This window comes from Roseburia sp. AF02-12, from assembly GCF_003461765.1.
GTDB classification, from domain to species: Bacteria; Bacillota; Clostridia; order Lachnospirales; family Lachnospiraceae; genus Roseburia_C; species Roseburia_C amylophila.
This window is the reverse complement of the sequence record NZ_QTXS01000001.1, coordinates 1668232-1692495: the sequence shown is the minus strand read 5'-3', so window position 1 is coordinate 1692495 and position 24264 is coordinate 1668232. Positions and strand designations below refer to the sequence as shown.

17 protein-coding genes are annotated in these 24264 nt (G+C 39.0%); 16 read left to right on the top strand and 1 reads right to left on the bottom strand.

All coding sequences use genetic code 11. From position 1 onward, the window contains the following. Window positions 1-27 precede the first annotated feature (27 nt). Window positions 28-1077 (bottom strand): AraC family transcriptional regulator, encoded by a 1050-nt coding sequence (locus DV740_RS08285; protein WP_118057068.1) that lies wholly within the window; start codon window positions 1075-1077, stop codon window positions 28-30. Between the two features lie 193 nt (window positions 1078-1270). Here DV740_RS08285 and DV740_RS08280 point away from each other — a divergent pair, with 193 nt between their 5' ends. The 16 genes from DV740_RS08280 (at window position 1271) to DV740_RS08205 (ending at window position 24203) form a co-directional block, all read left to right on the top strand. Continuing rightward, the gene (locus DV740_RS08280) at window positions 1271-2788 is read left to right on the top strand and encodes a sugar ABC transporter ATP-binding protein (RefSeq protein ID WP_118057069.1); all 1518 of its coding nucleotides are present in this window, start codon (window positions 1271-1273) and stop codon (window positions 2786-2788) included. Window positions 2789-2800: 12 nt separating this feature from the next. After that, on the top strand, window positions 2801-3760 hold the full coding sequence (locus DV740_RS08275) for an ABC transporter permease (protein ID WP_242988749.1): 960 nt from the start codon (window positions 2801-2803) through the stop codon (window positions 3758-3760). Between the two features lie 66 nt (window positions 3761-3826). Then, a complete protein-coding gene (locus DV740_RS08270; RefSeq protein WP_022242958.1) occupies window positions 3827-5080 on the top strand; it encodes a sugar ABC transporter substrate-binding protein in 1254 nt (417 codons plus the stop codon). Window positions 5081-5158: 78 nt separating this feature from the next. Next, complete coding sequence (locus DV740_RS08265; RefSeq protein ID WP_118057071.1) at window positions 5159-6166, top strand: ABC transporter permease; 1008 nt, start codon at window positions 5159-5161, stop codon at window positions 6164-6166. Then, a complete protein-coding gene (gene pgmB / locus DV740_RS08260) occupies window positions 6167-6802 on the top strand; it encodes a beta-phosphoglucomutase (protein ID WP_118087826.1) in 636 nt (211 codons plus the stop codon). Between the two features lie 54 nt (window positions 6803-6856). After that, complete coding sequence (locus DV740_RS08255) at window positions 6857-8539, top strand: glycoside hydrolase family 3 protein (protein ID WP_022242961.1); 1683 nt, start codon at window positions 6857-6859, stop codon at window positions 8537-8539. A gap of 33 nt (window positions 8540-8572) precedes the next feature. Next, on the top strand, window positions 8573-11113 hold the full coding sequence (locus DV740_RS08250; RefSeq protein ID WP_118087825.1) for an alpha-L-rhamnosidase: 2541 nt from the start codon (window positions 8573-8575) through the stop codon (window positions 11111-11113). A 13-nt stretch (window positions 11114-11126) separates the two neighbouring features. Then, window positions 11127-12866: a methyl-accepting chemotaxis protein gene (locus DV740_RS08245; protein ID WP_022242963.1), complete on the top strand. Its 1740-nt coding sequence runs from the start codon at window positions 11127-11129 to the stop codon at window positions 12864-12866. A gap of 35 nt (window positions 12867-12901) precedes the next feature. Next, a complete protein-coding gene (locus DV740_RS08240; RefSeq protein WP_118087824.1) occupies window positions 12902-15721 on the top strand; it encodes a prealbumin-like fold domain-containing protein in 2820 nt (939 codons plus the stop codon). A gap of 149 nt (window positions 15722-15870) precedes the next feature. Continuing rightward, window positions 15871-17529, top strand: a complete 1659-nt coding sequence (locus DV740_RS08235) for an isopeptide-forming domain-containing fimbrial protein (protein ID WP_118087980.1) — start codon at window positions 15871-15873, stop codon at window positions 17527-17529. A gap of 20 nt (window positions 17530-17549) precedes the next feature. Next, window positions 17550-19253 carry a class C sortase gene (locus DV740_RS08230; RefSeq protein ID WP_117697665.1) on the top strand — a complete coding sequence of 568 codons (1704 nt, stop codon included), beginning with the start codon at window positions 17550-17552 and terminating at the stop codon, window positions 19251-19253. Further along, window positions 19195-20178 (top strand): AraC family transcriptional regulator, encoded by a 984-nt coding sequence (locus tag DV740_RS08225; protein ID WP_117697663.1) that lies wholly within the window; start codon window positions 19195-19197, stop codon window positions 20176-20178. Before DV740_RS08230 ends, DV740_RS08225 begins: the two co-directional genes overlap by 59 nt. A 102-nt stretch (window positions 20179-20280) precedes the next feature. Then, entirely contained in the window at window positions 20281-21684 is a 1404-nt protein-coding gene (gene rhaB / locus DV740_RS08220; RefSeq protein WP_118087823.1) for a rhamnulokinase, read from the top strand. 18 nt (window positions 21685-21702) lie between these two features. Beyond that, complete coding sequence (locus tag DV740_RS08215; protein ID WP_117697659.1) at window positions 21703-22953, top strand: L-rhamnose isomerase; 1251 nt, start codon at window positions 21703-21705, stop codon at window positions 22951-22953. A 68-nt stretch (window positions 22954-23021) separates the two neighbouring features. Continuing rightward, window positions 23022-23843, top strand: a complete 822-nt coding sequence (rhaD, locus tag DV740_RS08210; protein WP_118087822.1) for a rhamnulose-1-phosphate aldolase — start codon at window positions 23022-23024, stop codon at window positions 23841-23843. 135 nt (window positions 23844-23978) lie between these two features. Beyond that, a complete protein-coding gene (locus DV740_RS08205; protein ID WP_117697657.1) occupies window positions 23979-24203 on the top strand; it encodes a hypothetical protein in 225 nt (74 codons plus the stop codon). Window positions 24204-24264: the final 61 nt, after the last annotated feature.

Genomic DNA, 24264 nt, shown 5'->3' with positions numbered 1-24264 from the left:
AAAAAGTTGTCTGGCAAGGAAAAGGGATTAGATGATAATCCCTTTTTTTCTATATTCGGTTGGTGTGATTTTCAGATTTTTCTTAAATAATCTTATAAAATGTTCCGTTGTATCATAACCCACCTGGGAAGCAATATCTGCAACCGTAAGATTAGTATCAGAAAGAAGTACCTGGGCTTTTTCAATCCGGACCTGCTGTAACAGCTGGGTAAAGGTTTTCCCGGTAGTGCTTTTAAAAAGTCTTGAAACATGTTCAGGTGTATAGTGAAATTTTTCGGCAACCTGCTCTAATGTAACCGTTGCATAATTTTCCTGAATGAATTGAAGCAGGGCAAAACGCTGCACATCAGATTTACGGTTGAAAGTAGGAAGCTCGGAACTTTTTTCATAATTCCGGATTAAAAGACCAAAAGTTATCATCAGTGTGTAGGAAATCATCTGATCCCAGTAAAGGGAGCGGTTCAGAGATTCCCAGTACATCCAGAGAAAGCCAGAACGTATTTCATTATCATTGCCGGTGTGAAATACAATATAATCGTTGCCGTTTTCGGAATAGATATTATTTAAAAAGAAAGCGGACAGGATGTTTGGTGAATTTAAAAAATTGAAAAAGATATTATGTAAAGTGCTTTTTCGAATCAAAATATTTAAGATAACGCTGTTGTCATCGAAGACACTGACGGAATGTTTGATGCCGGGTGGAATAATACAAAGGTCTCCGGTGCGCAGTGTGAGCTGACTGTCACTGATTTTCTGGGAACAGCTTCCGTCATAGACATATAAGAGTTCAAAGAAAGTGTGGTCGTGAGTAAGTGCCGGAGAGTAACGGTTATGTCTGGTTACAGTAATAGAAACGTGGTTTCCTGCATCAAAAAAGAAATTATCTTCAAAGCGTGGAGGAATGGTTTCTTTGATTTCCGGAACCAGCAGATGCCGGCGCAGTACATCATCTATATTGATAGTACTTAAGAATTCCTGCAGGGAATACTCCTGCTGTTTGGCATAATAATATTTTTTGTAAAACTGCTCATCTTCATTCAATTTATATATTACTGTTCTTAACGCTTCATGATCCATAATGGAATCCTCCAATTCAAATATCAAAAATAGTCAATAACAACATAAAGAAAATGATATATCTATCAAAAAAAGTAAATAGAATTGGTTGTTACAAACAATTGGAAAACCACTTGAATAGATTATAATAGATTTAACAACAAAAGAAAAGTGATTTTCACAAAAACAATGATTACAGAGAAGGGGCATATGGATGAAGCAGGAAATCTTAGTAAAAGTAGAACATATGAATAAAAGATTTGGCTCTACCGTTGCATTAAAGGATGTTTCAATAGAGGTTTGTTCAGGCAGAGTTCTCGGACTTATTGGAGAGAATGGTTCTGGTAAATCAACAGTTACATCTATTATTGCAGGAATGCAGAACGCAGACAGCGGTACGATGACATATCATGACAAAGAATGGAAGCCGGAATCAATGCTGTATTCGTTGGAACATGGAATTGGAATGATTGTCCAGGAAACTGGAACAGTGCCGGGAATTACAGTAGCAGAGAATATATTCCTTGGCGAGACAAAATTTTTTAAGAGTTTTGGCGAAAAGCATAAATGGGGACCGGTTAAAAGGAAGCTGTTAAATCAGAAAGCACAGGAAGCCTTAGATGCAATCGGTGCCAGCCATATTCGAGCAGAACAGATGACAGCAAACCTTGATTTGCAGGAACGTAAGCTGATTGAGATAGCAAGAATTATGAATAAGCATCCGGAAGTGCTGGTAGTAGATGAGACTACAACTGCATTGTCACAGAAGGGAAGAGAGATTATCTACAATATTATGGAACAGATGAAAAAAGAAAACAAAGCGGTGGTTTTCATCTCCCATGATTTGGAAGAGATTATGGAAAAATGCGATGCATTGACGGTTCTTCGTGATGGAAATATTATAGTTACTTTTGATAAGAGCGAATTTGATGAAGACAAAATAAAATCAAGTATGATTGGAAGGCAGCTGGAAGGCGACTATTATCGAAGTGATTATGATGGAAGCTGCGAAGATGAAGTTGTCTTAGAAATGAAAGATGTAAATCTGACTGGCAAACTGATTGATTTTAATCTGCAATTGCATAAAGGAGAGATTCTTGGAATCGGCGGACTTTCGCACTGTGGAATGCATACACTTGGCAAAGTCATGTTTGGAAATAAAAAACCGGAGTCTGGTGAAATAAGAATCAAAGGAAAGAAATTGAAAAACGAAGCCGATGCAATGAAGCATATGGTTGGATATGTGGCAAAAGACAGAGACACTGAGTCGCTATGCCTGAATGCCAGCATCAAAGATAATATTGCTGTTGGCGGACTGGACCAGTTTACAACTGGTGGATTCCTGATTTTCCCGTGGAATGAAAAGAAATATGTTCAGAAACAGGTGGAAACATTAAGCATTAAATGTGCAGGAATAAATCAGTATGTTTCGGCATTATCCGGTGGAAATAAACAGAAGGTTGTATTTGGAAAATGGATTGGACGAGGCAGTGATGTATTGATTCTGGACTGCCCGACGCGAGGCGTTGATATTGGTGTGAAGCAGGCGATGTATCAATTGATGTACCAAATGAAAAAAGAAGGAAAATCAATTGTTATCATTTCAGAGGAATTAACAGAACTGATCGGTATGTCAGACCGTCTGATGATTATGAAGGATGGAAAGATTATGCATGAATTTCCAAGAAGTGAATCGCTTTCAGAAGCAGATGCGATTCAGTACATGATATAGGAGGCGGATGAAATGAAAACAAAGAATTTAAGAAAAAATGTTATGCTCCTTGCACCTTTATTTGGTCTTGTGGCATTGCTGGTTGCTTTCTTTATCATTGGAACATCTAAAAATATAAATGTTGCATATGGAATGAAAAGTATTATCAACCAGTCAGTTGTGGTTGCAGTAGTAGCAACAGGTGCAATCTTTATTTATACCCTTGGTTCCTTTGATATCAGTCTTGGAGCATCTGTAGCAGTAAGCGCACTGGTAGGAGGGATTGTTTATAACAAAACAGAGAGCCTGGTAATAATGTTTGCAGCTTGCCTTGGAGTGGCGGTCTTTATAGGACTATTTAACTCAGTACTGGCATCTATTTTTAACCTCCCTGTTTTCGTAACAACGATTGCAATGCTAAGTGTATTGAATGCACTGGTACTGGTTCTGATTAAGATGAATGGAACAGGTTCTGAAATAAGAGTGCCAATGATGGCGGTCAGTAAGCTGAATACAACACAGTTTAAAATATTCGTATTAGCTGCATTTTTCTTAGTATGTTTACTGGTATTCTCTTTTACTAAAGTAGGAAGAATGCAGAAATTCCAGGGCGGAAATCCAATTTGTGCAAAATTAAGCGGTATTTCTGTAAAGAAAATGTCGATTATAGCATTTATCATGTCTGGAATAGGAGTTGGACTTGGCGCATGTCTTTCCATTGTCTATGCTCCGACTTTAACGAGAAATACTGCATCCAGTGTAGGAATGGATGTCATCATAGCGATTGTATTTGGTGGTATGCCGGTATCAGGTGGCGCAAGAAGTAAAATTTATGCAGCAGTAATCGGAGCTTTTTCCATGACATTGCTCAGTCAGATTATGGTGATGTTTAATCTGAATTCCGGAATTGGACAGATGGTAAAAGCAGCAATATTTATATTGGTAGTATTCCTGGCAACCAGTGACCAGAGAGGAAAGATGTTACCAAGATAATATCCATATGGTATTAAGTGATAGTCACTTTATACATAAACATGTAATGTACAGGAGGAAAGAAACATGAAAAAAATTCTAGCAATGTTGCTGGCAACGGTCATGGTAGTAGGATGCTTTACCGGATGCGGAAGCGACAAGAAGAATGACAGTTCTGAAGTAGTAAGTACAGAACAGTCAGGCAGCAAAGAAGAGACACCAGAACTTGATATGAGTGAAACCGTTAAAATGGGTATTCTTGTATCAGATGCAACAAGTGCAGAGGCGTTGGCATTCCGGACATACTATACAGAGTATATTCAGAAACAGTACAATGTTGAGCTTATTTATTCTGATGAATTAAAGGATGCAGCAGGGGAAACATCAGCAATTGATACTTTTATTACAAATAATTGTAAAGCAATTATTTCATTCTCATCCTTTGACCGTGCAGCACAGATTGAGCAGTGTGAAGCGGCAGGTGTGTATTATGCAGTTGCAACAGGAACTTTAACCGATGAAGAATATGAGACTTATAAGGGATATGAGCATTATGTAGGTGCAATCGGGCCATCTCTTGAAGTAGAATATCAGACTGGTTATGATATGGCAAATTACTATCTGGAGCAGGGCAAGAAAAACTTTGCTATCTTCGGTGGAGCAATTCCATATTATACAGATATGCATATTTATCGTGCAGCAGGTATGATTGCAGCTATGGTAGATGCAGGTGGAGCAGATGCTAATTACAAAGGTGCTACAGATGAAGCTGGAATTATTGGACAGATTTATGCAGATGGACAGATTGAAACCGGAGCAATTGGTGATGTAAATATCGTTGGTTATGTAGGTGGATATGACATGGATGATGCATGGTTTGGAAAATGTGCTCAGATGGCACAGACTCCTGACTTAGAGGTTATCTTAGCTGTTGGAAATGGTTCTGACTTCTTTGGAACAGCAATTGAAGGCACAGATGTTAAGATTGCCAGCGTAGATGCTTATGCAGAAAGCTATGGTACTGCAATGGATGGTGGAATGCTTGATTACCTTGCAGGTAAGTTCTCAGCAAGTATCGGACCTATCTTTATTGCAACTTATCGTGCAGTACTTGGAAGCCCGATCCGTACAGAAGATGGAAATGCTTTAGCTCTCAGCCAGGGTTACTGGGTTGCAACTTCACCAGAAGAGTTCTCTGAGTACTATGCAGTAGACAGCTCTGTAGACAGCCCTGCATATACAAAAGGTATGTTAGATGGACTTCTTACAGCAGATTATGCATCATTTGAAAAATTTGTAAGTGCTTATGGATTTAAAGATATCCAGGAAGAAGCAAAATAAGTAACATATTAATAAAATTTTTGTTCTGCTCCGGAATTCTCCGGAGCAGAATTTAGAAAAGACATGAGGGAAAATAACATGAAAAGTAAAGGAAGAAATAGCATTTTAAAAAAGATAATTGGAACTTTGTGTATTCCGGTAGTGACACTGCTCGTAATGATACTCTTATGTCAGAGGAATGGTGTTGTATTTTTTGAATCAGAAGGAAACTGGATTTTGTTTTCCCGGGCAACAGCAACAGTAATGTTAACGACATTTGCTCTTTCATTGAATCTGAATTCCGGAAGATTTGATTTCTCAATCGGAGCAATTTCGTTATTGTCATCAGTAATCAGTGCATCAATTTGTTCATCCCATGGACTTTCAACACCATATATGCTCGTGATTTCTATTGTATCTGGAGCATTGCTTGGACTGATATCCGGAGCAATTTATGTAATTGTAAAATTACCACCGATTATTGTGTCACTGGGAGTAACACTGTTTTACGAAGGAATGGCATTCGCACTTACCGATGGTTATGGCGTGTCATTTGTAGCAAATAAAGAATTAACAAGTTTTCCAGGTGTTTTGAATTATGTACTTGTAATTGTAATTGGACTCGTTTTATTTATTGCGATTTTTGATTATACACAATTTGGTTATGAATATAAGTCACTATTATCCGGACAGAAGGTTTCTGTTAATACAGGAATTCATGAAGTATCCAATGCAGTAATCTGTTATACCATTGCAGGCGGCTTCATGGGTGTAGTTGGATTTATTAGTGCTTCAAATACAGGAAATATTCAGATGTCTTTAAACTTTGGCTCAATTGGAGTAATGTTTACAGCTTTCTTACCGATGTTTATCGGTGGATTTATCGGACGGTTCTGCAATGAAAAAATTGGTTATCTGTTAGGAGCAGTAACAACAGCATTCATATCATTGATGTATGCAAGATTAAATGTAGATGCATCCATTCAGCAGATTGTTACCGCAGTTATCCTGGTATTGTTCCTGATTTATCTGAATAACGAGAATAAGGTAATTGAGCTTGTAATGCTGAAGAAACAGTTGAAGAAAAAAAGACAAGAGGATAATTAGATGAAATATAAAGGAATCATTTTTGATTTGGACGGAGTAATCTGCTTTACCGATAAGTATCATTATCTGGCATGGAAGAGACTGGCAGATAAACTGGGAATATATTTTGATGAAACCATAAACAACCGGTTAAGAGGCGTAAGCCGGATGGAAAGCCTTGAGATTATTTTAGAGAAAAGTACAAAGAAATATTCCAAAGAAGAGAAAGAAGATTTCGCAGAGCAGAAAAATAAGATGTATGTGGAATTGCTGGAAGACATGACACTGGCTGATTTGCCAAAAGAAGTAAAAACAACCTTAGATGATTTAAGGAAACAGGGAGTTTTACTGGCAATTGGTTCATCCAGTAAAAATGCAAAGAGAATATTAAAACATTTAGGATTAGAAAATTATTTCGATGCCATCAGTGATGGAACGAATATTACAAAATCAAAACCTGATCCGGAGGTATTTTTGAAAGCAGCAGAATACCTGCAGTTAGAACCACAGGAGTGTCTTGTTGTAGAAGATGCGGTGGCAGGAATAAAAGCAGCTACAGCTGGAGGCTTTGATAGTGCAGGATTGGGTGAAGCGTCCGAATGTGAAATGACAACATATCCATTGAGCGGTTTTGCTGAACTGAGAAATATTAATTAAGAAAAGGAGCAGCCGTGGCTGCTCTTTTTGTGCCTTAAATGAAAGGAAAAAGAGATGAATTATAAAGAAAAACCATTTTATTTAGATGATGTAGACATTGCCTGGGTAGAAAATACGCTGGAAAATATGAGCCTGGAAGAAATGATAGGACAGTTGTTCTGCCCGATTGGATATTCAACGGATCCGGAGTATCTGAATATGTTATTACATTTCCATATCGGCGGATTATTTTTCCGGGATGGTGTGGCAGAAGAGATGCAAAGTACATTTACCTATGCGCAGGAGCACACAAAGATTCCGCTTCTGATTCCATCAAATTTAGAAGCGGGAGGAGATGGAGCGGCTACCAATGGAACTGCATATGGAAAACAGATGGCATGTGCAGCTGCAAATGATCCGGTATATGCATATCGTCTGGGAAAGATTGCCTGCTCAGAAGGAAGTGCATTAGGAATTAACTGGGCTTTTGCACCGGTAGTTGACATAGATAGAAATTATCATAATCCAATTACCAATGTCAGAACATATGGCGATGATCCGGAGAAGGTTTATGCCTATGCAAGGGAGTATCTTCGTGCAGCAGATGAATGCAATATGGCAGTCTCAATTAAGCATTTCCCGGGAGATGGTGTGGATGAAAGAGACCAGCATCTTTTGACATCGGTAAATAGTCTTAGCATGGAAGAATGGGATAAATCCTATGGAAGTATTTATCAGCGGCTGATTGACGATGGTGCCAAAACTGTTATGGCAGGGCATATTGCAATGCCAGCGTATCAGGAACATTTTAATCCACAGTTAAAGGGCAAGATTGTTCCGGCTTCTCTTTCCAGAGAGCTTTTGGTGAATTTGCTTCGGGACAAATTAGGATTTAACGGACTTGTCATTACAGATGCAACACCGATGGTCGGATTTACGGCAGCCGGTAAACGAAGTGAAACGGTACCAATGGCAATAGAAAATGGCTGTGACATGATTTTATTCAATAAAGATTTAAAAGAAGATTATCAGTTTATGCTAGATGGTTATAAGAATGGTCTGTTATCCCGTGAAAGATTACTGGATGCAAACAGACGCATACTGGCATTAAAGGCTTCTTTAAGATTACATGAAAAGAAGATAAAAAGACAGCTGGTTCCTGGAAAGGAAGCATTAAAAAACTTACGCACCACGGAGCATATACAGTGGGCAAAAGAGCTGGCAGACCAGTCTGTTACACTGGTGAAAGATATTGCAGAGAATCTTCCAATCAGTGCGAAGAAGACACCGCGTATTTTGCTGGAAATTTTAGGACATTTTCCGTCCAATGAAAGAGTAGTCGGAAAAGTAAAAGAAGAACTGGAAAAGAGAAATTTCCAGGTATTCCTCTATGAGAAGGAAGATTTCGAAAAGGGTGTCGATAATGTAACAGCTTTTAAAGATAAGTATGACATGGTAATTTACATCGGAAATGTGGAAAATGCCAGCAATCAGACCACCAACCGGTTAAACTGGTATACTTTCTGGGGACAGGGAAATAATGTTCCGTGGTTTGCAGAAGAAGTACCGGTAATTTTTATCAGTGTAGCCAATCCATATCATTTACTGGATGTGCCAATGATAAAAACGTATATTAACTGTTACTCCAATAATGATTATGTATTAGAGGCAGTAATAGCAAAGATTGCCGGAGAAAGCAGATTTAAAGGAGTAAGTCCGGTAGATCCATTCTGTGGACGAATCGAACTTTCCTACTAAAAGAATAACGAGACATAAGGGAGAACCGGTTATATGTATATCAGCAGATTAAGAGTAAATCATAAAAAAAATCCATTAGGTTTTAATTTGGCAAAAATCCATTTGTCCTGGGAAGTAAAGGATGTCTGTGGAAAATGGGCCGTGGAAACAAGAATTATAGTATCAGAGAGCAGCAATATGGAAAAGCTGGTATATGATTCCGGAGTACAGGAGAATTATCATGAGAACCAGATGCTGGTTTCCTTCGACTTAAAACCAAGAACCAGATATTACTGGCAGGTAGAAGTTAAAGATGACAAGGGAGACTGCGCAAAAAGTAATCCGGCATGGTTTGAAACGGGAAAACTGCAGGAAAGCTGGACCGCAAAATGGATTGGAACAGAAGAAAATGAAAAGAGAATGCCTCTTTTATATAAAGAGTTTGAATTAAAAGAGAAACCGGAGTCTGTCAGATGGCATGTATGTGGTCTGGGATTATATGAAGCATATGTCAATGAAAAGAAGGCGGGCAGAGAATTTCTTATGCCGGGTTATCATTGCTATGACAGCTTTTTAGAATATCAGACACTGGATGTTACAGAACTGTTATCTCAGGGAAAGAATAAAATTGCGGTTCTGTTAGGCGAAGGCTGGTATAAAGGAAGATTTGGATTTGATGGTGATTACAGAAATCTATATGGTAATCAGAAGAAGTGCATTGGAGAATTACATATACGATATGCCAATGGACAGGAAGAATGTATTGTAACAGACAGCAGCTGGAAGGCAGAAGAAAGCAGCATATGTGAAAATGGAATCTATGATGGAGAACATATTGATGAGACATTAGAACACAAAATGCTTTCCGTGGAGGAAATAGAAGAAACAAGACCACTTGTGGAACGATTTAATCCAAGAATTCATAAAGTAGAAGAATTTCAACCGGTATCAGTAAAACAGGAAGATGAAGCACTTTTGCTGGATTTTGGGGAAACAGTCACCGGTTGGGTAGAAATAACTGGTGCATTTGAAACAGGTCAGAAAGTTATGATGCAGTATGGAGAAGTTCTGCAAAAGGGCAGATTTTACAGGGATAATCTCCGTACTGCCAAAGCAGAATTTACATATGTATCGAAGGGAAAAGGAGAAACCATACGTCCTCATTTTACCTATTATGGATTTCGCTATGTGAAAATAAAAGGTCTGAATCCGGAAAAAGAATATAAATTTATTGCTTATCGTATTATGTCTGATATTGAGAGAACCGGCTGGGTGGCAACAGATCATGATAAGGTAAATCATTTATTAGAAAATACACTGCGTTCCCAGAAATGTAATTTTCTGGATATTCCAACGGATTGTCCGCAGCGTGATGAACGAATGGGCTGGACAGGTGATGCGGGAATTTTTGCATCCACAGCATGTTTTCATATGGATAGCGGAAGTTTCTTTCATCACTATATGAAAAATATGCAGGCTGAGCAGGAAAAATGTAATGGAGCTATTCCGTTCTTTGTTCCAAGACCAAAGGTAAAAAAAGAAGAACATACGAATCCTTTCTATCTGGATTCCGGAGCGGCAGTATGGGGAGATGCAGCAACGCTGATTCCATGGAGACTCTATCAGTTTTATGGAGATAAGGCAATGTTAGAGGAACAGTATCCTGTTATGAAAGCCTGGGTGGATTACGAATATGAGAGAACAAAAGAGAATGAGATTCCGTATCTGTGGCAGAATGACAGGCAGCTGGGAGACTGGCTGGCATTAGACAATGGAAATATCAATAATCCGATTGGAAAGACAGACAGTGGCTTTATCGCATCCGTTTACCATTATTGGTCAACCAAAATGGTGAAAGAAGCGGCAGAAAGTCTAGGATTAGAGGAAAGTAAAGTATATGCAGAGAGAGAAAAAGAGATTCGGAATGCAATTTTAAATTATTACTTTCCAGATAAAAAGTTTTGCTTGGAATACACACAAACCGCTTGTGCACTTTTGCTTTATTTAAAACTTTATCCAGAGGGAGAAAGAGAAGTTATAACGGCAAAACTGGCAGAGTTACTTAAGAAAAATAATGGACATTTAAATACAGGTTTTGTTGGAACACCAATTCTGTGCATGGCTTTGTCAGAGAATGGACAAAATCAGCTTGCTTATGACCTGCTTTTAAACGAGGACTATCCAGGATGGCTGCATGAGGTGAACCTTGGTGCAACAACGGTATGGGAACGATGGAATTCATTGGAAGAGGATGGAAGTATCAGCGGAACCGGTATGAACAGCTTAAACCATTATGCATATGGAAGCATTGCAGAATGGATATACAGATACATGTGTGGTCTGAATCCGTCTATAGGAGAGGCGGTAAAGATGACCATATATCCGATGCCAGATCAAAGATTAAAAAAAGCAGAGGGAAGCTGGAGAAGTGTATTTGGTAAATATGTCTGTGCATGGAACTGGAAGAGTGAGCAGGAAGTAGTCTGTAACATAGAAGTTCCATTTAATGCAAATGCGAGATTTATTTTGCCGGATGGAACGGAAGAGATATTAGACTGCGGAAAATATGAAAAAATTTTAAACATGCGTCCTTAGAGAAGGTGTAAATATGAAGAAAACAATAAAAAAAGAATTTCTATTTATGGCAATTGGTTTATTTCTGGTAATGGTAATTGGAATTACGGTAATTATCGGAGAGGTAACAAAAATTGAACAGGCAGAGCAGCTTGTTACGGATGGCTATATTTCCATGGAGAAATATTATGGAAGAGTGGAAAAGAAAATTGAAACCTGTCAGAAATATGCCAATATTTTAACCGCACTCAGTGATGAAGACATGCTGATTGCCGGGGATATCAGTGGAAATATGGAAACAGAGGAAGAAGCCATTGCCCAGTATCTCACGGAAATGGAAAAGCTGACCAAAGATATTTCAGAGCAGAGTTTAACCGACAGTTTTATGACTTACAGCAGTGTAAATAAAGAACTGATGGAGCAATTGAAAGAATGCAGACAGGCAAGAGATGATGGAGATATTGCAAAAGCAAAATCCATCATTGGAGGCAGTGCATTAGAAAAAATACAGGCGCGGGAGTCGGCATGCAATGATTTTCAGGAAAAGTTAGATGAGAATGTAAAACGCAGTTCACAGAATATGAAAGCCCGGACCCAAAAAACTTATCTTATCAGTGTAACAATCGGCATATGTTTTCTGATTATCTGCTTAGTTACATACATACTGGTGAATAAGGCGATTATTCAGCCACTCAAAAAAGCAAGTTTACAGTTAAACCAGATGGTAGAGGATATCCAGAATGGAAATGGAGATTTAAGCATCCGGATTCCGGTAAAAAGGATGGATGAGATAGGACAACTGGTTACAGGAGTAAATCTTTTTGTAGAAAAATTACAAAATATCATGAAGCAGTTAAAAGATGGTTCATCCGATATGGACGAAGTTGCAGATAAAATGAACAGGCAGGCTGGAAATATCGGAGAAGAGACCATGAATATGTCAGCTGTAATTGAAGAGTTATCTGCAGGAATCATGGAAATTAATGACCGTTCCGGACAGGTTAGTGAACGGGTTGGAAAAATAGTAGAAAATGTCAGAGATATATCAGAGGAAACCGGAAATGGAGTTCAATTCGTAGATGAAATGCGTGAACGGGCAGATTATATCGAGAAAAAAACAGCAGAAAGCAAAAAAGAAACCAATGATATGATTGGCAGTTTAGGACATAGCATTGCGGACAGCTTAAAAGGAAGCAAAAAAATCTATGAAATAGGAAATCTGACAGAACAGATTCTTGGAATTGCAGAACAGACTAATCTTTTGGCTTTGAATGCTGCAATAGAGGCTGCAAGAGTAGGAGAAGCGGGAAAAGGATTTGCAGTAGTAGCATCTGAAATCAGGGAACTGGCAGATAATAGCCGGGAGACGATGGGTGAGATACAGACAATTAATATGTCTGTGACCACAGCAGTCAGCACACTGATTGAACAGGTGGAAAAAATGATGGAGTTCTTAAATCAGAACATATTGCAGGATTATAACGGTTTTGAAATGATGGCTTCCCGCTACCGCCAGGATGCAGACTATATGGGAGATTTTTGCGGAACAATCAATCATAATGTGCAGGATATGTATCAGGCAATGGATGAAATGAAAGAAAACATGGATACCATAGCAACGTCTATCGATGAAAGCTCGGAAGGGTTACAGGTCTTCGCAGGAAGTGTCGAGGATTTGGCAAAAGCAGTAGAAGATATCAAAGAGCAGTCATATGTAAATCAGACCGTATCAAATGGACTTAAAGGAGAGACAGAAAGGTTTATTAATATATAGTGTTTATTAAAGAAGATATTTAATGGAGAGGGAAAATGCTTTTTTGTGGGAGAAAAAGGAAACATAAATTTCATATAGTACAGGCATTATTAGCGGTAACACTATTACTTCTGCTGTCTTTTGCACAGAATGCGAATGCAAAAGAGCAGGAAAATGGTGAAGAAATTTATGAAACAGAGATAGGTGAGTTAGAGCAGAGTACAGAAGAAACAGAGGACACAGAAGATGTAGATAATACAGAAGAAAACAAGATAGCCTTTTTTTCACAGACTTATGGAAGTGGCACGATTTCACTGGGCAGTTATAACGGTGGAGGAACAATTTCTTTGACAGAGGATGTGACAGCTTCAGGCATTTGTCAGTTAAATGGTGTTTTGGATATTGATTTGAATGGCCATAAGATGGCGATGCAGAATAACGCAAGTTTTATGTTATGCAGCGATAATGCAGTACTCAATATCCGGGATTCTGCCGGTGGAGGTGTCATTTACGCATCCTGTCAGTTAATCTGGATCTATAGTGGCGGCACAGTAAATTTATATGGTGGAACATTGGAAGGGGAGAATATGACAAAGCTTCCACAGAGTGGTGGCTGCGTGAATTTATCCAGAAGCAATATGGGAACACCGGTATTCCACATGTATGGTGGAGTTATACGTAATTTCCAGGCATCACAGTATGGCGGTGCAGTATATGTGGCAAGCACTTTCTCCGGGAAGAAACCGTCTTTTTATATGTATGGAGGTACAATTGAAAATTGTAATGCATCAGAAGGAGCTGCTGTTTATGTAGATGATTCCGGAGATGGACCAGGCTATTTCTATATGAAAGGTGGAACGAAGACAGAAGAGGGCGGTGAAAGCAAGGCTGTGATACATTGCGCAGCTTATAATGGAAATAAGACTAAGAGTGCCATATATAATTATGGATATTTTGGAATAGAGGGTGTTATAGATATAGAAGGAATTGTATATCTGCACCAGAATAACTGGGCAAGCACGACGAAGCATTTTATTAAGGTTACAGACAGGCTTGTTGTAGTGGGAGATGGATATATAGATATTGATTCAGCATATCCCAACAGTAATGCAGTCTGTACCGGACATACAGTTATTGAAAATGCGACACAGACCGAAGGAACTTCGCAAAATCCAATCTCACAGGAAGAATTTTATACTTATTCCAGTTATTTTATTAATTCTACAAAAGGATTGATGATTTCGGCGGGATTTGACCCGACGAAGAATGAAATGGCTGGAAAGGAATATCCATCCAACTGGCCGTCTTATCAGGCAGATTTGTACAGCAGGAAGTATACCTATAAAGATATAAAGGGACAGACCATGCTGATTCAGGCATCTGATTCACCAGGAGACAAAAGACAGATGCAGAATTATAATTATCTGATTTATACAGAACGGGATAAATTAGAGGAAGATTATGCTGTGTACTATAGTATCAAAATATCAAAACGGGATATGGGAACGGATGACAGATTAAATGGGGCTGTATTTTCACTTAAGAAAAAGAATATAGCGGAAGACGGAACAGTGCGTTATGAAGATATCGGAATAAGTGGAACAACCGGTATGGAAGAAGATGGCGTGGCGGCCGGTGAAACTTATATTTATCTGGATGCTGAGAAAATGGGAAAGTTAATGGTAGATGATGGAACTTATGTTTTGACAGAGGATACTGCGCCGGATGGGTATGTGGCAAGAGGTGAATTAGCTGTTATTGAAATTAAACATAAGCTGGATGAAAGTACCGGAAAGACAGTATCAGTTGTAGAAGTGGTTGCCAATAACAAAGTGCTTGGAACGTCTGAACAGGTAGTGAATTCTACATATGGCGACAAAGGAATGCTGGTGAATAAAGAAATTGTGTTTACTTTGAAGAATTCTACGGAACTGTTAGAAGAAAATATAGATTATACCATTCAGGTGGATAAGTACCGTGACACAGAATACCAGCAGAGACTCTCAGGAGCGCATTTTGAATTATATACAGCAGAAGAACCGGTTACACTGGTGGCAAACGGAACAACAGATACAAATGGTACGGTAAAACTGCTGGATTTAAATGGCTCAGAATTTACCTGTTCAAAAGGAGCCCATTATAAATTAAAAGAAGCAGAAGCACCGGAAAACTTTTATCTGATGTCAGATGAGATAGATATCAGGATAAAAGAAGAAAATCAGGTATTTATCAATGACGTTTTATTGGAAGATGGAAATACACTTTCCGGGGCAGATGCAGGTGGCACAACAGAATATGGGGACTGGCGTGTGACAAGGCAGGAAGATGCCATAGTATTTTCTGTTTATGATGAGGAAAAACCACCGACATGGACTTTACAGGCAAGAAAATATGGAACAAAAGTAATTGATGCATTGGCTCTGTCTGGTGCAGAATTTACGCTATATCAGGTGGAATCATCCGGCGAAACGGAAATTATATCGCTTACAAGTTCGGATGGAACAGATGGACATGAAATCGGAGAATTAGAATTTACAGATACAAATGGAGAACCACTGCAGCTTGCATGTAATACAACCTATATTCTGCGGGAAATACATGCACCTGTGGGATATGAAATAATGGAAGATATTATCTTAAGTATAAATGAGGATGCTTCACAAATAGAAGTAACGCAGGGTGGGGCAGGTTATGGAGAGGCATCATATGATGCGGTAAATAAGGTATTAACACTTTCAATTATAGATAAAGCAGTATATCGTATGCCAGAAACAAAAAGTGGAGGGCTCTATCCGCTTGCGGTTATCGGTACACTTTTCATGAGTTTTTTTGCCGTACTAATGCTGGTGATTTCCCAACGCCAGCAAAAAGTATAGGTTCTTCCCCAATCAGTAGTATAACTTAGTTTTTTTAAAATTCCCTAAAAATGTAAGAATGATTGACAGTGTTGATATAAACTGGACGATTGCAAGGCGGCCTGGAGCACCGCTTTGATAATTGTCTGAACAAGTAAAGGAGAGAGAATATGAAACAGAGAGTAAGAAGATGGAAGGCAATGATGATGGCAGTAATGCTGGTACTTAGTATAATTCTGCCGGCGAAAACGGTTAGGGCAGCAGATCCTGCCACTACGATTCAGGTAACCGGAATCGAGGAAGGCTGTAATGTTTATGCATATGCAGTTGCAATTGATGCTGTAGATGCAAATAGAAATCATTACTGGAAATACAATCCGGAGGGAAATGTTGAGTCGAGAGTAAAAGATGGTAAAGTGGATACAGATGATCTGGTTTATTTTTATATGAATCTGAATTCAACAATGGGAGCTGATGACTGGGATTTACATGATGGAGAAGGAGATGCTGTTGTAGATAAGACTGTATTACACATGCAGTATAATGCTGCAGATGCTTCCTATAGTGTATCAAATGTAAAACCTGGTTTATATGTAATCGCTGCAAATAAACAGGTCAAAGAATATTCTTATAGTGGTAATGTGGTTGCGGTAAATTATCAGTACAGTGGTACTGGAATAGCATCTATTGCAGATGAAAACGGAGTGATTCATGTAGCAGCGAAGAAATCCAGCGATCCAACCATGAAGAAGGAAGTAATTGAAAATGGAAATGCATATAAATATGGGGATGCGAATATTGGAGACACAGTAGAATTTAAGATTACGATGACAATTCCGGATTATCAGGGATCCTGGTTATCTGATAAGTTACATTATAATATTAAGGATTCACTCACAGATGGACTGACTCTGGATGTAAGTTCTATTAAATTAGAAGGAACATCCATCAATGATTTATTTGTAACAAACAAGAAATGTACTTCAACCAATATTACAACCTCCACAAGTGGTTTTACATTAGATTTATATGGTGAGGATGTTTATCAGTATGCAGGAAATACGATTGCAATTACTTATCAGGCAAAAGTAAATGAGAAAGCAAAAGTAAACTTTGATTCAGATGAGAATAAAGCAACTTTAAAGTATTCTACGGTAGCATCCGGTACTGATATGAGTGATCCGATGCAGGATATCACACATCATTATACATTTGGATTTGATACTCTGGTAAATGGAACTGGTTCTGAGAAAACTACAGAGATTACCAAATATGGTGTAAAGACAACGACAGAACTTGATAATAAAGTAGCACTGGACGGTGCACAGTTCCAGTTATTTGATGCAAATGGAAAGCAGTTATATTTTACCAGTGATGGTGAATATACTACCGAGACAAGTGGAACATATGATTATATTGTATCAAAAAACAATGGTCAGCTGACAGCAACCGGTCTGGATGCAGGTACATATACTTTAAAAGAGTCCAAGGCACCATTGGGATATGCATTGGATAAGACTACTTATACGATTGTAATCACACCGACTTATAATGAACTGACAGGAGAATTAAAGAATTATACGGTAAGAGTAAATGGCGCAACTGGAAATTCTATTACTTTTACACATGAAAAGCTGGATAATGGAACAATAAATACAACAGACAATGCTGCAAATGCAGATACGTTTGGAATTAATAATACACCACTTATTACCTTACCGGAGACAGGTGGAGCAGGAATGATTGCACTGACTGTTGCAGCAGTTGTCTTAATGGCAGGATTTGGAACAATGTTTGTTTCATTGAGAAAAAGAAAACAGGTAAAATAATTAAGAGAGGGCAAAGTAGAATGAAAGAATCTGTACGTAAAACATTAATGTTTCTCATGGCAGTTGGCTTTTTGACAGGCTTTGCCCTGCTGCTTTATCCAATGTTTTCTAATATGTGGAACGAGTATAATAGCAAATTAAAGTTTGAAGAATATCAGTATGAAAATGCAGAAAAAGCGGAGGATACCAGTTTAGAAGAGGAGTGGGAGAAAGCAGCGGCATATAACGAGCGGTTGCAGCCAATTGTAATTCCTGATAGTTTCATTCAGGCAGAACAGGAGGAAGTAACACAGCAGGATAGTGAATATATGTCCTGCCTGAATCAGAATGGGGATGGTATGATGGGTTATCTGTCTATTCCGAAGATTGGCGAAATTATACCTGTATATCATACTTCCAGAGAAGAGGTATTACAAAAAGGAGCAGGACATATCCAGGGTTCATCGCTGCCAATCGGTGGAACTTCAACACATGCATCCATAGCAGCGCATCGGGGAATTCCAGGAATGTCCCTGTTTACAGACCTTGATTTACTGGAAGAAGGAGACCAGTTCTACTTATATATATTAGATGATATTCTGGCATACGAAGTAGATCAGATAGAAACTGTGATGCCGGAAGATACAGAGATTTTAAATGTAGAAGAAGGGAAGGATTATGTAACGCTGGTTACCTGTACGCCATATGGTGTAAATACGCAGCGTTTATTGGTGCGTGGACACAGAGTGCCTTATGTAGAGGAACAGGAGAAGGAGCAGGAAAGACAGGCAAAGAAAAGCATTCATACGAATTATCTGGCATGGATTTTTATTGGAATAATAGCTGCTATAGGCTCCATTGTAATATGCAGAAGTATCATCTGGATGATAAAGAAAAAAAGCAGCCATGGAACAAAAGGGAGAAAGCACAGGAATAAAATAGTTTGTAAAATACTATTCATAATGATATGTTTTGCTGGTCTGCAGCCAGAGAGTGTACGGGCAGAGGAGGATATTCCGGTATCGGAACCATGTTCTATTACTTTTGAAATTCCCAATGCATACCGTGCAGCTTTAAAAGAGCAGAAGCTGGAGCTTAGGCTATATCGCATTGCAGATATTACAGAGACAGGGGAATACCGTGATTTAGAAAAATATTCCGGGTTAAATATACAGGAGTTATCCGTGGAATCATCCGCCCGTGAATATAAGAAAAAAGCAGAAGATGTGGCGGCATCTCTTGGGGTTACCAAATGGGATGAGAGTGCAAAGACAGAACCGGATGCAGAGATTGAACTGACAGATAATACAGGAAGCAAGGATGGAATGGAAGCCGGAGTATATTTAGTTTGCATGAAACCGCTTTATTTATCCGATGAAGTCTATCAGGCAGATCCGTATCTGATTACACTGCCTGGTTTTATGGAGAATATCGAAAAAACAGGTGATGGAAAGTATGTCTGGATGAAGGATGCGGTAGTGGATTTAAAGCTGGCAAGGAAGGCAGTTTCAAGACCTCAGGAACCGCAGGAAGAAAGGGAGAAACCTGTGACTCCACTGGAAACAGAGGAGATTAAGACAGGCGATGAGACGGAATGGCAGCAGACTTTCGTATTACTGGCAGCTTCTGGAAGCATATTGGCTGTATTGTTGTTTTTAGGAAAAGTTTCATTGAGGAGAAAACGGGATGAGAAAAGAACTTCTGGACGAATTGATGATAATATCGGAGGAAGAAAAGAAGTATAAATCAGGACAAAGTACGGTGGAACAAAGTCTGTATGCGAAAGATAACCTGACAGAGATTGACAGAAAAAGATTACTGCAGCGTGGAAAGTTGATTACGGTACGTCCACACAGCCGGTTTGTGGATTTCCCGGAACATAGGCACAATTATGTGGAAATGATGTATGTGGTACAGGGCAGTATTACACATTATATAGAAGGAAAAGAACTGGTACTGCGTAAAGGAGATGTGCTGATGCTGAACCAGCATGTGTCACATGCAATAAAAAGGGCTGAGTATGAAGATATTGGAATTAATTTTATTGCATTACCGGAATTTTTTGAAGTTCCACTTACGATGCTGCATGAGAAAAATGTACTGGCTGATTTTGTAATTGGTGCAATGCGGCAGAAGAATCCGGTTGCCCATTATCTGCTATTTCGTTTAAAAGAAGATTTACAGGTGGAGAATCTGATGGAAAATATGATAGAATCCATGCTACATACACATTGTAATGAAGATATTGCAAATCAGTATACCATGGGGCTTGTATTTTTATATCTGTTGAATCATCTGGAAAATTTGAGCCATAACTCATCCCTTGATTATAAGGAAACTGTTGTACAGGCGGTGATGGAATATATTAACAGTGATTGCCAGAATGCAAATCTGACTAAGATTGCGGAAGATACCCATCAGTCGATGACAGTATTGAGTAAATTGATGAAGCAGAAAACAGGATATACATTTCAGGAACTATTGCAGAGAAAACGGTTTCAAAAGGCAGTATATCTGTTAGTAGAGACTGAACTTACGGTGGAGGACATTGCACTGGAAGTTGGTTATGAAAACCAGAGCTATTTCTATCGGCAGTTTCAGAAACGCTATGGAATGACACCAAAAAAATATCGTGATTTACATAAGAAAGACGTGCATATAAGAATTTAAAACAAGGAAAATAAGGACAGTTTTTTGGTCTAATGAGAGGCTAAAAAACTGTCCTTATTTTTGTTAGATTTAGATTAACGAACAGGAAGAAGGAGTGTGAAAATGAATACAAAATATTATCTTGCAGTGGACATTGGCGCATCCAGTGGCAGACACATGCTGGCACACTTAGAGGATGGAAAAATAGTTTTAGAAGAAATCTACCGCTTTTCTAATGAAATGATTGATCGGAAAGGTTATAAAGTGTGGAATGTCAGAAGACTGTTTCAGGAAATTCTTTCAGGAATGAAAAAGTGTGCGGAACTTGGAAAAATTCCATATAGCATGGGAATTGATACCTGGGCAGTGGATTATGTGCTTTTAGATGAAAATGACAGAAGAATTGGTGAAACAGTTGCTTACCGGGATAAGCGGACCTATGGAATGGATGAAGAGGTATACAAATTAATAACGGAAGAACAGTTATATTTGAGAACAGGAATCCAAAAACAGATTTTTAATACAATTTACCAGCTGATGGCATTAAAAAAGAAAGAACCAGGCCAGTTAGAACGTGCAGAAACTTTTTTGATGGTTCCGGATTATTTTAATTTCCTGTTAACAGGCAGGAAAGTGCAGGAGTATACGAATGCAACTACAACACAGCTGGTAAATCCGGCAACAAAAGACTGGGATGATGAACTAATTGAAAAGCTTGGAATAAAGCGGAATATCTTTCAAGAGATAAAAATGGCAGGCTGTGAAGTCGGAGAACTTGAACAGGAGATTCAAAAACAGGTGGGATTTAACTGCAAGGTGATTCTGCCACCGACACATGATACAGCATCAGCAGTTGTAGCAGTGCCGTCCCGGAAAGAAGAGACCTTATATATCAGTTCTGGTACATGGTCTTTGATGGGAACAGAACGGCTGCAGGCAGATTGCAGCAAAGAAAGTATGTTTCACAATTTTACCAACGAAGGCGGTTATGGATATCGTTATCGTTTCTTAAAAAATATCATGGGATTGTGGATGATACAGTCGGTTCGAAAAGAACTTGTTCCGGATATGAGTTTTGCGGAAATCTGTGAACTGGCAGAGAAAGAAGAAATAACCTCGCTGGTAGATGTAAATGATGAAAGATTTTTAGCACCGGAAAGTATGGTAGAGGAAGTAAGAAGTGCTTGCTGGGAGACGCTGCAGCAGGTTCCAAAGACAATCGGAGAAATAGCGGCTGTTATTTATAACAGTCTGGCAAACTGTTATGCCATGGCAGCAAAAGAGATAGAAATAATTACCGGACAGAAATATCAGGAACTCCATATTGTTGGAGGTGGTGCAAATGCAGATTTTCTGAACAAACTGACAGCAAAATATACCGGAAAAACAGTTCTGGCTGGACCGACAGAGGCAACGGCATTGGGAAATATTTCCGTACAGATGATTACAGCAGGAGAATTCGCTGATTTGAAAGAAGCGAGGGAGTGTATTTATCATTCCTTTGAAATTAAATTATATAAAGCATAGAGAAGGAGATTAGAAAGTATGACAAGTTACGAAATGGCAAAAGAAAAATATGCCGCATGGGGAGTAGATACGGAAAAGGCAATGGAGCAGTTAAAAAAGGTTCCGGTTTCCCTCCATTGCTGGCAGCTCGATGATGTAATGGGATTTGATAATGATGGTGCATTGACCGGTGGAATCCAGACAACAGGAAATTATCCGGGAAGAGCGAAGACACCAGAACAGCTTATGGCAGATATGGAAGAAGCAATGAAACTTATGCCGGGTACAGCAAAATTAAATATTCATGCGTCTTATGCTATTTTTGAAGAAGGCGAATTTGCAGACAGAGATGCTTTAGAGCCGAAGCATTTTGCAAAATGGGTTGCTTTTGCAAAAAAACATCATATGGGAATTGACTTTAATCCTACATTTTTCTCACATGAAAAAGTAAAGAATGGATTGACACTTTCCAGTCCCGATGAGGAAATCAGAAAATTCTGGATTGAACATGGAAAGGCATGTATCCGCATTTCGGAGTATTTCGCAAGAGAAACGGGAATGCCTTGCGTTATGAATATATGGACCGGAGATGGTTTTAAGGATGTGCCGGCAGACCGAATGGGACCACGCATGAGATATAAGGATTCCATAGAGCAGATATTATCAGAACCATATGACAAAAATCTCGTAAAACCATGCGTGGAATCGAAAGTCTTTGGCATCGGAGTAGAATCTTATACGGTAGGTTCTGCAGAATTTACGTTAAGCTTTGCTGCAATGCATGAGGGCTGTATGCCGCTTATGGATAATGGACATTATCATCCACAGGAATATGTTTCAGATAAAATACCTGCAATGTTGTGCTTTTATCCAGAATTTGCATTACATATTACAAGAGGAGTGCGCTGGGATTCCGACCATGTTCTTTTGCTGGATGATGAAACAAAGGAAATGGCAAAAGAGATTGTAAGAAATCAGGCACTGGACAGGGTGTATATGGCATTGGATTATTTTGATGCAAGCATTAATCGTGTTTCTGCACTTGCAACAGGATTCCGAAGCTGGCAGAAGGCTCTGCTTATGGCTTTATGTACTCCGAATGAACAGTTGAAGAAATTACAGGATACCAATCAGCTGGGCAGATTAATGGTAATGCAGGAGGCAGTAAAGATGCTTCCAATTGGAGAAGTCTGGGAAGAATATTGCAGACGGGAAGGTGTTACAGATGATGCACATTTCTATGATGCAATCGAAAAATATGAAAAAGAAGTATTGGTAAACCGTAACTAGAGAACATACAAACAATAATAGTTGAGAAAGAAAAATATCAGAAAGATATAATAAGAGGAAAAGAGAGAATGAAGTTTTTAGATGCAGAATTTGTACAGGGATTCATCCGTATGGCAAATGATGGCTGGGAACAGGGATGGCATGAAAGAAATGGCGGTAATTTATCGTATCGTGTAAAACCGGAAGAAGTAGAAATGGTAAAAGAAAATTTTAATAGTAAAGAATGGCAGCCAATCGGAACATCTGTGCCATATCTTGCAGGAGAATATTTTCTGGTAACTGGAAGCGGCAAGTATTTTCGAAATGTGATTTTGAAACCGGAAGATTCCATCTGCATGATAGAACTGGATGAAAAAGGAGAAAATTACCGTATTGTCTGGGGACTGGTAAATGGTGGAAGACCAACTTCTGAATTACCGAGTCATTTGATGAATCTGGAAGTAAAAAAGAAGAAAAATCCAAATTACCGGGTTGTATATCATGCACATACCACCAATATTATTGCTCTGACCTTTGTTCTTCCACTGGATGATAAAGTATTTACAAGGGAACTTTGGGAAATGGCAACAGAATGTCCGGTTGTATTCCCGGATGGAATTGGTGTTGTTCCGTGGATGGTGCCAGGCGGCAGAGAAATAGCTGTTGCTACCAGCAAATTGATGGAAAAATATGACTTGGCAATCTGGGCGCATCATGGTACGTTTGCGGCAGGAGAAGATTTTGATCTGACATTTGGACTTATGCACACAGCTGAAAAATCAGCAGAGATACTGGTGAAGATGTTATCTATGCAGAGTAAGAAACGTCAGACCATCCAGCCGGATGAATTCCGGCAGCTGGCAAAAGATTTTAAAGTAACATTGCCGGAAGAGTTTTTATATGAAAAATAGAAAGTAATCGTTTTTGCTGGAAAAGTATTCAAAACACAGGTCTGTTATGGCTTGCACATCCCTTCCCAAGATGATAGAATAAAGATGACATTAGAAACATAGTGTTGGGGCGATAAAGAGTAGATAGGGGAAAGAATGGAAAACAAATTCTGTTACCTGAAAGGGCTTGTGGACTGCAGTTCGGGACAGATTCAGGACTGCAATGTAAAGCATGTGTCCAGGTGTCCGCGGGAAGAAGACATGGCTAAGAAGGAGAGCCGGCAGGCGTTCTGCTACTTAAAAGGACTGGTAGACTGTGCTCCGTGTGATGTGCAGGACTGCAATATTAAGAGAGTGCGTAGATGCCCGAGGGAAAACTAAGAATCGCTGCTGAAAACGGAAAATCTGTTTTCAGCAGTTTTTTACGAAAGAAGAGAACCTA